At 71.5% G+C, this 13,288-nt stretch carries 11 protein-coding genes and 1 pseudogene; 6 read left to right on the top strand and 6 right to left on the bottom strand.

What is annotated here, in order from left to right; translation table 11 throughout:
• Window positions 1-40: 40 nt before the first annotated feature.
• Together ACWDX7_RS13695 and ACWDX7_RS13690 are read right to left on the bottom strand one after the other, a co-directional pair.
• Complete coding sequence (locus ACWDX7_RS13695; RefSeq protein ID WP_451491601.1) at window positions 41-1,051, bottom strand: AraC family transcriptional regulator; 1,011 nt, start codon at window positions 1,049-1,051, stop codon at window positions 41-43.
• A gap of 291 nt (window positions 1,052-1,342) precedes the next feature.
• Window positions 1,343-1,516 (bottom strand): hypothetical protein, encoded by a 174-nt coding sequence (locus ACWDX7_RS13690; RefSeq protein WP_451491602.1) that lies wholly within the window; start codon window positions 1,514-1,516, stop codon window positions 1,343-1,345.
• 273 nt (window positions 1,517-1,789) lie between these two features.
• On the opposite strand from ACWDX7_RS13690, the gene ACWDX7_RS13685 reads away from it, so the two are divergent.
• Together ACWDX7_RS13685 and ACWDX7_RS13680 are read left to right on the top strand one after the other, a co-directional pair.
• A complete protein-coding gene (locus ACWDX7_RS13685; RefSeq protein WP_451491603.1) occupies window positions 1,790-3,073 on the top strand; it encodes an exo-beta-N-acetylmuramidase NamZ family protein in 1,284 nt (427 codons plus the stop codon).
• A gap of 277 nt (window positions 3,074-3,350) precedes the next feature.
• Complete coding sequence (locus tag ACWDX7_RS13680) at window positions 3,351-4,259, top strand: endonuclease/exonuclease/phosphatase family protein (RefSeq protein WP_451491604.1); 909 nt, start codon at window positions 3,351-3,353, stop codon at window positions 4,257-4,259.
• A gap of 29 nt (window positions 4,260-4,288) precedes the next feature.
• Here ACWDX7_RS13680 and ACWDX7_RS13675 read toward each other — a convergent pair whose 3' ends face one another.
• Window positions 4,289-5,002, bottom strand: coding sequence for a ribonuclease H family protein (locus ACWDX7_RS13675; RefSeq protein WP_451491605.1), 714 nt, complete (start codon window positions 5,000-5,002; stop codon window positions 4,289-4,291).
• 317 nt (window positions 5,003-5,319) lie between these two features.
• Here ACWDX7_RS13675 and ACWDX7_RS13670 point away from each other — a divergent pair, with 317 nt between their 5' ends.
• Window positions 5,320-6,489, top strand: a complete 1,170-nt coding sequence (locus tag ACWDX7_RS13670) for a DUF418 domain-containing protein (protein ID WP_451491606.1) — start codon at window positions 5,320-5,322, stop codon at window positions 6,487-6,489.
• A 55-nt stretch (window positions 6,490-6,544) separates the two neighbouring features.
• Here ACWDX7_RS13670 and ACWDX7_RS13665 read toward each other — a convergent pair whose 3' ends face one another.
• The gene (locus tag ACWDX7_RS13665) at window positions 6,545-7,864 is read right to left on the bottom strand and encodes an SH3 domain-containing protein (RefSeq protein WP_451491607.1); all 1,320 of its coding nucleotides are present in this window, start codon (window positions 7,862-7,864) and stop codon (window positions 6,545-6,547) included.
• Between the two features lie 257 nt (window positions 7,865-8,121).
• Entirely contained in the window at window positions 8,122-8,838 is a 717-nt protein-coding gene (locus ACWDX7_RS13660; protein ID WP_451491677.1) for a TetR/AcrR family transcriptional regulator, read from the bottom strand.
• A 181-nt stretch (window positions 8,839-9,019) separates the two neighbouring features.
• On the opposite strand from ACWDX7_RS13660, the pseudogene ACWDX7_RS13655 reads away from it, so the two are divergent.
• From ACWDX7_RS13655 to istB, 3 genes and pseudogenes are all read left to right on the top strand, one after another.
• A pseudogene (locus ACWDX7_RS13655) lies at window positions 9,020-10,476 on the top strand (CocE/NonD family hydrolase); the annotation flags it as partial.
• A gap of 170 nt (window positions 10,477-10,646) precedes the next feature.
• Window positions 10,647-11,510, top strand: coding sequence for a Mu transposase domain-containing protein (locus tag ACWDX7_RS13650; protein ID WP_451750541.1), 864 nt, complete (start codon window positions 10,647-10,649; stop codon window positions 11,508-11,510).
• 115 nt (window positions 11,511-11,625) lie between these two features.
• Window positions 11,626-12,405, top strand: coding sequence for an IS21-like element helper ATPase IstB (istB, locus tag ACWDX7_RS13645; protein WP_451491678.1), 780 nt, complete (start codon window positions 11,626-11,628; stop codon window positions 12,403-12,405).
• A gap of 78 nt (window positions 12,406-12,483) precedes the next feature.
• Here istB and ACWDX7_RS13640 read toward each other — a convergent pair whose 3' ends face one another.
• The gene (locus ACWDX7_RS13640; RefSeq protein WP_451491609.1) at window positions 12,484-12,816 is read right to left on the bottom strand and encodes a YdhR family protein; all 333 of its coding nucleotides are present in this window, start codon (window positions 12,814-12,816) and stop codon (window positions 12,484-12,486) included.
• Window positions 12,817-13,288: the final 472 nt, after the last annotated feature.

Here is a 13,288-nt window from a genome sequence, read left to right as displayed (position 1 = left end):
CGGCACTTTTCCGGATAGCGGGGCGGCCGGGTCTTCGGCTTCACTGGTCCCGGCGGGCGTTGCGGATCGTCTGCGAGGGGGTCTCCCCGTAGGCCTCGCTGTAGTGGCCGGTGAACCGGCCCAGGTGGGTGAAGCCCCAGCGCAGCGCCACGTCGGTGACCGTCGGCGGAGTACGGCCGTCGGCGGGCGCTTGGAGGTCACGGCGCGCCCGTTCGAGCCGCACCCCGCGCAGATACGCCAGCGGCGTGGTGTTCAGGTGCGAGCGGAAGCCCTCTCTCAGACTCCGTACGCTCACCCGGGCCGCCTGGGCCATGTCGGCTACGGATATGGGCTCCCGGGCGTGGTCGGCACAGAAGTCCGCGGCGCGGCGTACGGCGGCCGGCAGGGCCGCGGGGCCGTGGCCGGCCACCTTATCGCTGAGCACGTGGGGTTGCGCGTCCAGCAGGCCGTTGACCAAGAGCTGCTCGAAGTGCCGTACCGCCAGCGGCGAACGGGCGGCGAGTCCGGAGCCGGCGAACTCGGCGAAGTGCCCCACGACGCTCAGCCAGGCCTGCACGGGCTCGGCCCGCCCGTCGAACACCGGGGCGAAGTCGAGCGCCCTGCGCGGCACGTCCCCGAGCCGGACGGAAAGGGCCTCGTCGACCATCCGGCGCGGAATGACGAGGACTCGGTTGACGCTGGCCTCGTTCCAGCGCATCGACATCTGCTGCCCCGGTCCCACGATGCTGAGCGGGGAGGAGAGCGTCCTGCCGTTCACGGTGACGGCCCCGTCCCCAGCGAGCGGCACATGGATGTTGTAGAAGTCCAGCGGCGCGCCCGGCTTGACCTCGACCTCGGCGCCGTAGCCCAACTCGTAGAGACCGAGTGCCCCTTCGTGGGAGCACCGGAACCGGCCGTTGAGCGCGTGGTCGGCGAGAACCGAGAGCCGGTTCGGCGCGAAGCGCGTGCTGATCAGGTGGTGCAGTTCTTCTACGTCGCTGCCCCGGAACAGGAGGCCGTGCTCCCCCGCCGCCTGCTCCGGACCGCGTCCGTTGGTGTCAGAGATGTGCATGTGCATGTACCTCACGCCGGGCTACGGTTTCTTCGGGCCGGGCAGGTCGGGAGCCGGGCCCGGCTCCCGAGTACCCCGGATGCGGTCGCGTCCCCGGATTGCGGTCACGGGCCGTATCGGGTCGGCCGGCCGGCCGGCCGGCGCCAGGTGTGGGGACGCGCATGTGGCGAGCGGACCGCCCCGGGTGACGGGGCGTCCGTACGGCGCGGAGCGCGGGCCGTCTCCCTCGCGCGCCGCTGATTATCGTACTGTGCTGGCGCACCGCGCCCGGCGGTGGCCGAAACGGTCGCTTCAGCTCTTGTCCTGGGCGAGGATCCGGTCGGCGATGGAGTGCGGGCAGGCGGCCGTGTGCCAGGTGACGGAGACCGAACCCTCTTCGACCCAGAGGCTGCGGACGCCTCCGTCCTCGGGTCTGGCCCGGCAGAAGGAGCAGACGACGGTCTCCGACCGGAAGAGATCAAACATGGCCGGTGTCCTTTTCTCCAGGCAACGTTCGCACACCAGGTAGTCCAGAACTATCAAATCCGGCACCGTCCGGCTGTAGTACCCGCAAGTACACACCAGAGCGGACCGTCATCCCGCCGCCCGCATCGGCGCGCCGGGCGCGTCCCGCGCGCACGTCCCCGCCTCGCCCGTCACCGGCTCGTGTGTCGCCGGCTCGCGTATCCCCGCCTCGCGTATCCCCGCCTCGCGTGTCGTCGAGGCAACACCCGGTAGGCAGTGGCTACCTTGCGTCTCATGACGTCTCGGAGGGCCTTCCTCACCACTTCCGCCGCCGCCGTCGCCGCGGCGCTGCCCGCGGCACCGGCACCGGCATCGGCAGCCGCCGCGGCCCGCGGCCACCGGGCGGCCGCCCCGACCCCTCCGGTGCTTCCCGGCTTCGAGCGGCTCGCCGCGGACGGGTACCGCCTCCTGGAGGGCCAGCGGGTCGGCGTGTTGACGAACATGAGCGGCATCACCCGCGACTGCAAGGGGATCGTCGACGTGATGCACGGCGACGAGCGGGTGAAGGTGACCGCCGTCTTCACCGGCGAGCACGGCTACCGCGGCACTCCGCAGGCCGGTCTCTCGGAAGGCGACACCACCGACGCGTCCACCGGCCTGCCCGTCTTCGACACCTATCAGCGCAGCGGCCAGGCACTGGCCGAGGTGATCGAGCGGTCCGGGGTGGACACGGTCGTCTACGACTTCCAGGACTGCGGAGCCCGCTTCTACACCTGCACCTGGACCCTCTACGACGCCATGGTCGCGGCCGCGGCGGCCGGGCGCCGCTTCGTCGTCCTCGACCGGCCCAATCCCGTCACCGGCCTGCGCGCGCTGGGCCCGGTCCTGAACAAGAAGTACGCCACCTTCGTCGGCCGCGAACCGATCGCCCAGGCCCACGGGATGACGCCCGGCGAGCTCGCGCTGCTCTTCAACGAGCGCTTCCTCCCCAGCGCCGCCGGCCGCCGCGTCGAGCTGGAGGTCGTGCCGCTCACGGGCTGGCGCCGCCGCGACTTCTACGACGCCACCGGCCTGCCCTGGGTCCCGCCGAGCCCGAACATGGCCACCCCCGCGACCGCCCTCGTCTACTCGGGGACCTGCCTCTTCGAAGGCACCAACATGTCCGAGGGCCGCGGCACCGTCCAGCCCTTCGAACTCCTGGGCGCCCCGGGCCTCGACGGCCGCTGGGCCGCCGCCGCCAACGGCCTCGGCCTGCCCGGCGCGCACTTCCGCGAGGCGTACTACAAGCCCACCTTCTCCAAGTACAGCGGCAGGACCGTCGGCGGACTCCAGATCCACGTCCACGACCGCACCGCCTACGATCCCGTACGCACCGCCGTCGCCCTCCTCGTCACCGCCAAGAAGACCTGGAAGGACTTCGCCTGGCGGCCCGACCACTTCATCGACAAGCTCTCCGGATCCGACCGCCTGCGCACCATGATCGACAAGGGGGCCGGCCCGGACGACATCACCGCTTCCTGGCAGGACGAGCTGGCCGCCTTCGACACCGTCCGGCGCGCCCACCTCCTCTACGGCTGAGGGCCGGGTAGCCGGAGTCCCGCGTCACCCCGGCCGCCGGCAGATGGCCGCCTCACCCCGGTCGGCACCTGTCCAGCTGGAACCCGACGACCGCTCTCGTGCGTCGTAGGGCACGACGTCGTGCTCATGTCTCCGGGACGAGGACGGGTCCGGAACAGATGGGTGGGGCGACGTGGAGCAGGCGAACGGTGATACCGCACGGAGGCCGGAGAGCGCGGGGGCGCGGGGGCGGTGGGATCCGGGGCGATGGGCGCGGGGCAGACGGGCGCGGGGGCGGGTGCTCGCGTCGCTGGCCGTGCTCACCGCGTGTCTGCTGGCGTTCCACCGGGCCGTGCCCGACACGCCGGGCCGCCTCGGCAGCCTGCTGGAGGCCTTCCTGCCCTGGCTCGGCCTCGCCGTCCCGGTGCTGCTCGTCCTCGCCCTGCTGCGCCGCGCGCGCACCGCGCTGGTGGCCCTGCTGCTGCCGGTCGCCGTCTGGGCGCACCTCTTCGGCGGGCTGTTCCTGCCGGACGGGGGCGGTCCGCACGACATGACGGTGCTCCAGCACAACGTCAGTGACGAGAACGCCGACCCCGCCGGCACCGCGCGCGCCCTGATCGGGGCCGCGCCGGAGCTCATCGCTCTGGAGGAGCTCACGCCCGCCGCGCTGCCGGTGTACGGGGCGGTCCTGGCCCCCGACTATCCGTACCACGCGGTCGAGGGCACGGTCGGACTCTGGTCGAAGCATCCGCTGTCGCAGGTGCGGCGGCTGGACATCAAGCCCGAAGGCATCGCGGCGGGCTGGAGCCGTGGGCTGCGGGCCGGGGTGCGTACGCCGCGGGGGGACATCGCGGTGTACGTCGCCCACCTGCCTTCGGTCCGCCTCCGGTGGAGCGGCTTCGATTCCGCCTGGCGCGACGAGAGCGCCCGGCTCCTGGGCGCCGCCGTCGCCGCGGAGAAGGTGGACCGGGTGATCCTGCTGGGGGACCTCAACGGCACGGTGGACGACCGCGGGCTGGCTCCGCTCACCTCACGGCTGGACACTCCCGCACGGGGCTTCGCGTTCAGCTGGCCCGCGGCCTTCCCCCTGTCCCGGATCGACCAGATCCTGACCCGCTCGGCGACCGTCGGCGAGGTCCGGACCCTGCCCGCCACCGGCAGCGATCACTTGCCGGTCGTGGCCCGCCTCCGGTTCGGCTCCTCGTGAGCGCCGCCTCCGGTGCGGGTCCGGCCGCCCTACGTCGCGGGAGCGCCGGGCGCGGAGGCCGCGCAGGCCTGGTGACCCCAGCGGTTCCCGTTCTTGGTGATCAGGTCTCCGGCCGCGTACGGCTGCCCGCACGGGCAGGTGCCGGGGAACTTCGCCTTGATGGCCCGCGCGGCGCGGGGCGGGGCGGTGGACGCGGGCGCCGCCTTCCCCCGCGTACCGGACTTCTGGCGCGACGGTGCGCTGCGGGCCGGAGCCGGAACCGGCATCTGCTCGGTCCCGAGGGCCGTGCCGGCGGGCTCCTGGGTGAGGGCGGCATCGCTGGCGGCCTGGTCGGCGATGGCGTTCAGGTGGTCGCCGTCCTCGCGGTGTGCGGGGACGTACACGAACGTCACTTCGCGCTCGGTCAGCAGCCGGTCGATCCGCTCGACGAGTTCCCGGTTGGCGACGGGCTGTCCGGAGGCGGTCTTCCATCCGTTGCGCTTCCAGTTGGGCAGCCATTGCGTGACGGCCTTCATCGCGTACTGGGAGTCCATCCGTACCTCCACGGCCGTCCCGGGGGCGACCGCCTCCAGCAGGCGCTGCAGAGCGGTGAGCTCTCCCACGTTGTTGGTGGCCCGTCCCAGCGGCCCGGCTTCCCAACGCTCGGGGCGTCCCTCGGCATCGGCGATGACCCACGCCCATCCGGCGGGGCCCGGATTGCCCTTGGCCGCTCCGTCACAGGCGGCAATGATGCGATCTGACATCCCCCGATCATGCCCCACGCAGCGCGCCCCGGATCCCGCGTGCCTGCGGTGCGGTGTCCGCCGAGAAGCTCCCGCCCCGGCGTGGTCCCGGCCCCGGCCTGCTCCCGGCCGCGCAGGCCGTCATCGCACCCGCAGCCGCAGCCCCGGTGAGATCCCTTGCCGGGATTAAGATGATCTTTAGGCTCAGCGCGGTCGGACGGAATCTGCTGTGCGCCGGCGCCCGAAGGCGGGGCGCCGGTCGCAGGACGACCACGAGGCACTCAAGGAGAACAGTGACCATCACGGCTGCGTCCACTCGGCCGCCACGGCCGCAGCGCATGACGGAGCTCGATGCCCTGCGCGGCTTCGCCCTCTTGGGCATTCTCCTGGTCAACGCCCTGATGATGGCCGGCCCGTACGGCCACGGCGGCGTCGGCGACCCGGCCGCCTCCACCGCCGACGAAGCCGTTCAGGCGGTCGTCCAGACCTGCGCGGCCAGCAAGTTCTACCTCCTGTTCTCCTTCCTCTTCGGCTACAGCTTCACCCTCCAACTGGCCTCCGCCGAAGGCGACGGAGCCGACGCCGTGCCCCGGCTGCTGCGCCGCTCCCTCGGCCTGTTCCTGCTCGGAGCCCTGCACGCCGTGCTGCTGTACGTCGGAGACATCCTCATGACGTACGCCGTCCTCGGGCTGGTGCTCATCGCCGCCCGGAACTGCTCTCCGTGGGCCGCACTGCGAGCGGCCCGGATCCTGTACGGCTGCGCGAGCGCCTTCCTGCTGCTCCTCGGCGCCCTCTTCCTGTTCGTGCCCGACGCCGAGGCCGCCGCATGGAACAGCGAACTGTCCGCCGGTTTCCCCGGGCTCGTCGCCGACTACCGCGGCGACGCCGCCTCCGTCGTGCGGGCCAACCTGAGCCAGTTGCCCGACGCCCTGCTGTCGTCGGTGCTGCTGATGGGCAGCTTCGTCCTGGCGGCCTTCCTCACCGGGTTCCACTGCGGCCGGCGCCGTCTCCTCGCGGGCGCGCGAACACCGCGCGCCATGCTGCGCCGCGTCCTCGTCCTCGGAGTGGCCATCGGCCTCCCCGGCAGCGTCTTCATGGCACTGACCAACGGCGGCCGCCTCGGGGAGGGCTGGGCCGTGCTCGGCGAGGCGGTGGGAATCTCCACCGCACCCGCTCTCACCGCCGCCTATGTCTGCGGACTGCTCCTGCTCATGCGGACCGCCCGGGGCGCCCGCCTGGCAGCCGTCCTGGCACCCGCCGGACGGATGGCCCTGACGAACTACCTGAGCCAGTCCCTCGTGATGGCCTTGGTCTTCACCGCTTACGGGCTCGCCCTGTACGACCGCCTCGGCACGGCGGCCGTGACCCTCGGCGCCCTGGTGCTGTTCACGGCACAACTGGCCCTCAGCGGATACCTGATGCGGCGATTCCGCTACGGGCCGGTGGAGTGGCTGCTGCGGGCCCTGACACTGGCCAGGCTGCGCCCGGCCGAGCCGGACGGCCCCTGACGGCGAAAGGCCCCCGCGGCCGTCTCGGCTGCGGGGGCCTTCCTCATGCACCGGGTCAGCAGAACGGAATGCGGTTCAGGTTCTGCGCGTAGCGGGCGGTGATCCAGCCGCGGCCGTCGGCGAGCTTGTACCAGATCGAGTTGCCGTCGACGCTCTGGCCGTTGACCTTGCACTGGACCAGCACCAGGGTGCCGTTCTTGGCCTTGCCGGTCTTCTCGTAGTGCGTGCCGGGTCCGGAGCGGACGCTCAGCCCGTGGCCGTGGCCCGAGGAGATGATGCGGGCCTTCGGTGCCTTCTTCGGCGTGTGGTGGCCGCCGCACTTCTTGCACGCGCCCGGCTTGCCCGTGTCTCCCTTGGGGCCTCGGGGTCCCTGAGGGCCCTCAGGTCCGATGGGCCCGCGGTCACCCTGGGGGCCCTGGGGTCCGGGCGGACCGCCGGCGGGTCCACGGTCACCCTGAGGTCCCCGCGGACCCTGGGGGCCCTGAGGTCCGGGCGGACCACCGGCGGGTCCACGGTCACCCTTGGGTCCCTGCGGGCCCCTCGGTCCGATGTGTCCGCGATCGCCCTTCGTGCCCCGGGGACCGCGGTCGCCCCTGTCCCCCTTGGGGCCGGCGGGTCCGCGATCGCCGCGGTCGCCCTTGTCGCCCTTCGGGCCTCCGGACGGGCCCTGGGGACCCTGCGGCCCGGCGGGTCCCCAGGGGCCGGTGTCGCCGCGCTCGCCCTGGGGCCCGCGGTCGCCGCGGTCACCGCGGTCGCCCTTCTCACCGCGGTCCCCCTTGTCCCCCTTCTCGCCCCTGTCGCCCCGGTCGCCCTTGTCACCCTTGGGCCCGGGGCGACCGGGCTTTCCGTGATGACCGGGCATGCCCGGGCGGCCGTCGTCGCCCTTGGGGCCGGTGACGGAGGTGGCGACGGCGAACAGCGCGACCGAACCGGTCCCGAACGCCCACTCGCCGCCGTCCAGGGTCGTGCCCTCCGGCGCGTCCGCGTCCACCCGCAGCGTCACTCCCAGCCGTGTCTGCGCGTTCGCCGGGAAGGAGAAGCCGGCGCGGGTGCCGGCGTTGCAGGTCAGCCGACGCGCGTCGGCCGACCGGGTGCACGCCACGGAGGCGCGGTCGCTGTTCCAGGAGAAGCGGGCCTCCGGGAAGCTGGTCCGTTCCGGCGCGGTGACCCGGAACGTGGAGCTGACCGCCCTGTCCGGCCCGTTGTCGGCCACGATCACGATGCGGCCGGTGCGGCCGGGCGCGATGGAGGGTACGTAGGGCTGGGAGAAGCGGATGTTCGCCGAGTCGGCCAGCGCCGGTGCGGCGGGCACCAGACAGGTCGCGGTGACGGCCGCGACGACAAGGGCCGCGGGCGTGCAGCGGAATGATGGCAAGGGTGTTCCTCCGCAAGGGAAGACGACGGAACCGGCATGCGGCCGCACTGCGCGGTCAGCCGGTGGACGAGAAGTCCGCACCAGTTAAAGCCGATCAAGAGCGACAGCGGTGGGACCCACGCGATCAGCGTCACTCGGTTGCCATACCCCCACTGCCAGGACGGCCGCCCCCGCAGCCCTTGCCCCGCTGCCGACCTCCTCGGCTCACCGACGCGGGACTGGGACCCCACTCCTGCTCGATGGCGCCCTGCGCGGGATCAGTCGGTGGCCATGCCGTCGATCAAGCGGTTGAGGAAGCGGGTGAAGGTGGCTTCGGGGGTGAGGGGGCGTCCGGGGGCCGAGAGGGCTTCGGCGAGTTCCGGATGGTGGCCGTCGGCGGCGACCGCGGCCAGGTAGCGGGCCTCGGCCGCGGCCCGGTCCGGGGAGCGTGAGGCCGCGCTCTGCGCGATCTCGTGGGTGACGTGTCCGGCCACGAATGCGGTGAGCTGCGCGAAGACTTCGAGCTTCGCCGCACCGTCCAGCGCGGTGGGCCGCAAGACGGCGAGCGCGTGTTCCAGGAAGGCCAGCGTGCTGGGCCCCGGAACGCGCCGCGTGGACAAGGCGGCGGGCAGCCAGGGGTGGCGCAGCATGTGGGCGCGCTGGAGGTGGGCGATGGCCTTCAGATCGACGCGCCAGTCGCCGCTGGGCGGGTCCGTGACCGTCAGTTCGCCGCTGACGTGGTCGACCATCAGTTCCAGCAGCGTCTCCTTGTCGGGGGCGTAACTGTAGAGCGACATGACCCCGGCTCCGACCTGGGCGGCCACCCGCCGCATGGTGACGGCTTCGAGCCCTTCGGCGTCCGCCAGGCTGACGGCCGCCACCGTGATCGCCTCCCGGCTGAAGGAGGGCCTGCGGCCCCTGCGGGGTTCGGTGGGACGCAGCCAGAGCTGTTCGGGGTCGACGCCGGCGGCGCCGGACCCTCCGTCACGGGACACGTTCTCGCGCTCCTTCCCCTGGTTCGCCGAGGCGGCTCTTGCGAAGGTCATCCAAACATGCTCTATTCTCGTACACCGTACGAGAATAAGGAGCGGAACGATGCCATCCCGCACGCCCGAGGCTCTGACCGCACCCGCTTGGGTGCCACCCGCCGGCAAGCCGCCGCTGTCCGCACGGATGATGAGGGCGACCTGGCGCGGCCTGCCCGCCCGACGGCACGAGGTCGGGTGGGAGCCGGGGCTGCACGTGCCGGCCGCCGACGGAAGCCCCTTGATCACGGACCACTACTTCCCGCGTGGGCAGGGCGACTTCCCCACCCTCCTGGTCCGCTCCCCTTATGGCCGAGGCCTGCCCTGGTCTGCCCAGTACGGCCTGCTCTTCGCCGAACAGGGCTTCCACGTGGTGCTGCAGAGCTGCCGCGGCACCGGCGGTTCCGGAGGCGCGTTCGACCTGTGGCGCAACGAGGCCGCCGACGGCCGGGCCGCGGTCTCCTGGCTGCGCGAGCAGGCCTGGTTCAGCGGCACGCTGGGGACCGTGGGCCCCAGTTACCTGGGTTACGCGCAATGGGCCCTCGCCCTGGACCGCCGCCGGAACTGAAGGTGATGGTGGTCCAAGTAGGACTGCACGATCCCCACGCCCTGTTCCACGCGGACGGTACGCTGCGCCTGGAGAACGCCCTCGCCGTCGGCGCGGGCATGACCTACCAGCACCAGGGCATGGCACCGCTCCTGAGGGCGACGCTGCGCCTGCGACGCCACCTGCGCGCCGTCACCACCGCGCAGCCCCTGCGTGGGGCGTACGCACCCGCCCTCGGAGGCGAAGTGCCGTGGCTGGACGAGGTCATGACGCACCCGGACGCCAGGGACCCCTACTGGCGAGGGGCGTCGTTGGCGGAGTCGGCGGAGCGGCTGCGCGTGCCCACCACTCTCATCACCGGATGGCACGACGCGCTGGTCGACCAGACCTTCGAGCAGTACGACCGGCTGCGCCAGGCCGGATGCGAGAGCGCCCTGCTCGTCGGTCCCTGGACCCACACCTCCGCCCTGCAACGGGGATGGCCCGAGGTGTTCGCCGAGAGCCTCGCCTGGCTGCGCGCCCACCTGTACGCCGACCCCTCCGGCCTGCGTCCCACCCCGGTGCGCGTGCACATCGGCGGCGAGAACGCCTGGCGGGACCTCGACGGCTGGCCGCCGGCCCCCGCAGCCACTTCCTGGTACCCGGCCCCGGACGGCCATCTGGGCCAGCGGCCCCCCACGGACTCCGCGCCACTGACGACGTTCCGCTACGACCCGGCCGACCCCACCCCGTCCGTCGGCGGCCCGCTGCTCTCCCGCACCGCCGGCCCGCGCGACAACAGCACCCTCGAAGCCCGGAACGACGTCCTGACGTTCACCGGCCCACCGCTGACCGAGCCCGTGGATATCCTGGGCCCGGTCTCCGCACGGCTGAGCATCTCCACGGACACCGGGCACGCCGATGTCTTCACCCGCCTGTGCGACGTGGACGCACAGGGCCGCTCGGTCAACGTCTGCGACGGGCTGGGCCGAGTGCGGACAGCTGGACGTGCGCCCTCGCAGGTCACCGTGGCGATGAGCTCCACCGCGCATCGCTTCGCCGTCGGTCACCGCATCCGCTGGCTGTCTTTGACAGGGTGAACGGGAGCCAGTGGGGCAACGGGATTGAGAGCCACTGTTTCGGCAACGAGATTGGGAGCCACCCTGTCTGATGGTGTGTGACATGCCGCTGATGGCGTAATGGGGACTTTGGGCTGTTTGGCCGGTCACGCTGTGCTGCGTTGATCACGGTCGTGTCCGGAGCCCGTGGGTGTACAGGTCGCGTGAGTGGATCTTTGAGCGGATCCGTCGTGACCGCCGGTTGGATCCAGCGGTCTCGGGGCGGGTTCTGGCTCAGCGGTACAAGGTGTCGCGGAACACGGTGGCGAAGGCGCTGGCGTGTCCGGTTCGAGCAGGAGCGGCCGCTGCTGGCGCCGCTGCCGGCGGACGAATACGACGCCGGGATCGATCTGATGCCGCTGGTCCACCGCAACGGACGGGTCACCGTCCGCCAGGGCTACTACTCGGTGCCCGCGAAGTTCATCGGCATGAAGGTGCGGGTGAAACTGCGGGCGAATGAGGTCTGGGTCTACGACGGACGCCAGGTGGTCGCCCGCCACCCCCGGCTGACGCGCCGTTACACCTACCACGACATCCTGGATCACTATCTGGAGATCCTGCTGGTCAAGCCGGGCGCGTTCGCCGGGGCCGCCGCGCTCGCGCAGGCCCGCGCCGAGGGCGGCTTCACCAAGGTGCACGAGGCGTTCTGGTCCGCGGCCAAGAAGAAGACCGGGGACAAAGAGGGCACCCGGATGCTGATCGAGGTGCTGTTGCTGCACCGGCAGCTGCCCGCCCGCGCGGTCCTCGCCGGGATGGCCACCGTCCTCAAGGTCGGCTCCGTCAGCACGGACCTGGTCGCGATCGAGGCCCGCAAGGCGATCGAGGAAAGCGGCATGGAAGACGTCGGGCCCGCCGAGGTCCACGGTGATGATGCTGCCCTGGGCGGCGAGGACGAGGACAGCGCCATCGAGGAAACGCACGGCGCTATGGGGGCGAAGGTGATCTCTCTGCACACCCGGCGTCTGCCGCCCGATCCCCGTCCCGCGTGCCGGACATGAGCAAGTACGACCGGCTGCTCAGGCCGGTGACCGACACCACGAAGAGAAAGGGCACCAGCGCATGAGCCCCACCGCCACCGCCAAGCCGGCCTCCGAGCAGGTCCCGCCCACCCGGATGCCGCTGCCCGAGAGCGACCCGGAGGACGCATTGATCGACGAGGCATGCCGGGACCTGCGGCTGCCCGCCTTCCGCGAGCGGTTCGTGGAGATGGCGGCCACCGCCCGGCGCGAACAGTCCTCCTACAAGCAGTTCCTGCTCGACTTGTTGCAGGTCGAGCGCGCCGACCGGGATGTCCGCCGCCAACAAAGGCTGGTCCGCTCGGCGCGGTTCCCCCGTCCCAAGCGGCTGGAGGATTTCGACTTCGACCGCAACCCCAACGTGCTGCCCGAGACGGTCGGTGTCCTCAAGAACACGTCCTGGGTGCGCGAGGGCCGCCCATTGGTGCTGATCGGTGACTCCGGCACAGGCAAATCGCACCTCTTGATCGGGGTCGGTACGGCGATCGCCGAGGCCGGGATGAGCGTCCGCTACACCACCACCTCCGCCTTGGTGAACGAGCTCGCCGAGGCAGATGCCGCCCGCCGCCTGTCCTCCGTGATCGCCCGCTACAGCAAGGTCGACCTTCTCTGTCTGGACGAGTTCGGCTATCTGAATCTGGACAAGAAGGGCGCCCGGCTGCTGTTCCAGATTTTCACCGAGCGCGAGGAGTGCAGGGCGACCGCGGTGGCCACCAATTCACCGTTCGCCGAGTGGGACAAGATCTTCGCCGATCCCAGGCTCTGCGCGGCCATCGCCGACCGGATCACCTTTCGCTGCACGCTGATCCAAACCGGCACCGAGTCCTACCGCTACCAGACCACTGAGTCCGAACGCCAGCCCAAGCCGGCGCGGTGACCGAGATTCTCGACGTCGACACGCAGCGGGACCCGGTCGCCGACGCTCACCGCGCCGTCGCCGCCAGTCGCTGACGGGTCACCCAGCCGTGCCCGCCTGAGCGGACTCGGCGAAGGGCCCCCGGTCGGGCCGAAGCGAATAGAGCACCTCGTACACCTCGCGGCGGACCTCGACCGCTTCGTACGCGGCGGGGATGGTGCGGGCGAGCTCGGTCTCGCGGAACGCGTCGAGCGCCTCCCGGCTCTCGAAGAAGTAGATGCCGCACACGTCGCCGGTGGCGCTGTCGCGGCCGTAGACCTTCTGCAGGAGACCAGGTACGTCACGGAAGCGGGGCCGCCGCTCCTGCAGTCGCCGCTCGAACTCCCGCGCATCGAGTCCGGACGTGATCCGGACGAAGAGAATGGCGGACATGGAGTCACTTCCGTCCTTGAGAGTCGAGCCCCCTGGTTCGAGTCTACTACTCAAGCTGCAGATCGTGATCTTGCTGGTTGGGCCGGGTCGGCAGACGGAACGGCCCCCGTTGATCACCGGTGTTGGGTAGACATCCCTAGATCAGCTTGGCACCGCTGGACCACCCTGGCCATGCCATCGGCCGGGCCATTGCATGACGGAGGCGGGCCCTGATGAACCGCGCCTGTCAGGGACACGGGGCAAGAGGGCCCGGGACCACCAAGCTATCGGTTCACGCTCGCATCGTTACCGCGGACACTCCCTGCCCCATCCCACACAGCCGGATGTCACCCGATAGGGGCGGCTCCCATTCTCGTTGCCGATCATGGACTTGTGTCGTGCTCCGTCCTCTCCACTGACGGAGCAATATGGCTCTCATTCCCGTTGCCCCACTGGCTCCCGTTCACCCTGTCAAAAACACGCTGGCAGATCA

This window comes from Streptomyces sp. NPDC003034 (assembly GCF_053591375.1).
Note: the sequence above shows the minus strand (reverse complement) of the source record. Positions and strands in the feature narration are given on the sequence as shown.

What these genes read in the sequence shown, in the direction of transcription:
- ACWDX7_RS13695 (WP_451491601.1), bottom strand. Translation starts at nt 1,051, where the DNA reads ATGCACATCTCTGACACCAACGGACGCGGTCCGGAGCAGGCGGCGGGG.
- ACWDX7_RS13690 (WP_451491602.1), bottom strand. Translation starts at nt 1,516, where the DNA reads ATGTTTGATCTCTTCCGGTCGGAGACCGTCGTCTGCTCCTTCTGCCGG.
- ACWDX7_RS13685 (WP_451491603.1), top strand. Translation starts at nt 1,790, where the DNA reads ATGACGTCTCGGAGGGCCTTCCTCACCACTTCCGCCGCCGCCGTCGCC.
- ACWDX7_RS13675 (WP_451491605.1), bottom strand. Translation starts at nt 5,002, where the DNA reads ATGTCAGATCGCATCATTGCCGCCTGTGACGGAGCGGCCAAGGGCAAT.
- ACWDX7_RS13670 (WP_451491606.1), top strand. Translation starts at nt 5,320, where the DNA reads ATGACGGAGCTCGATGCCCTGCGCGGCTTCGCCCTCTTGGGCATTCTC.
- istB (WP_451491678.1), top strand. Translation starts at nt 11,626, where the DNA reads ATGCCGCTGCCCGAGAGCGACCCGGAGGACGCATTGATCGACGAGGCA.
- ACWDX7_RS13640 (WP_451491609.1), bottom strand. Translation starts at nt 12,816, where the DNA reads ATGTCCGCCATTCTCTTCGTCCGGATCACGTCCGGACTCGATGCGCGG.